This window comes from Enterobacter sp. UNJFSC 003 (assembly GCF_036903355.1).
Lineage (GTDB): Bacteria > Pseudomonadota > Gammaproteobacteria > Enterobacterales > Enterobacteriaceae > Enterobacter.
The window spans coordinates 1-238 of the sequence record NZ_JBAKHK010000339.1 but is presented as its reverse complement, the minus strand read 5'-3'; the positions used below and the strand labels follow the sequence as shown (position 1 = coordinate 238).

Annotated in this window: 1 protein-coding gene; it reads left to right on the top strand. The window is 53.8% G+C overall.

The features are described 5' to 3' along the window. Positions 1 to 178 (top strand): IMP dehydrogenase (locus V5P19_RS24440; protein ID WP_334408104.1); only part of this gene is annotated, 178 nt, incomplete at its 5' end. Between the last annotated feature and the right edge of the window lie 60 nt (positions 179 to 238).

Here is a 238-nt window from a genome sequence, read left to right as displayed (position 1 = left end):
AGGTAAAACCGTTAAGCTGCCGCTGCGAGGCCCGATTGAAAATACCGCGCGAGATATTTTGGGCGGCCTGCGTTCAACTTGTACATACGTTGGGGCTTCACGCCTGAAAGAGCTGACCAAGCGCACCACGTTTATTCGTGTGCAGGAACAAGAAAACCGCATCTTCAACAACCTGTAATCTCCCAACGCTGGCGTGGAGCAACACGCCAGCGTTATCCCATCCCACTCATCGCATCGC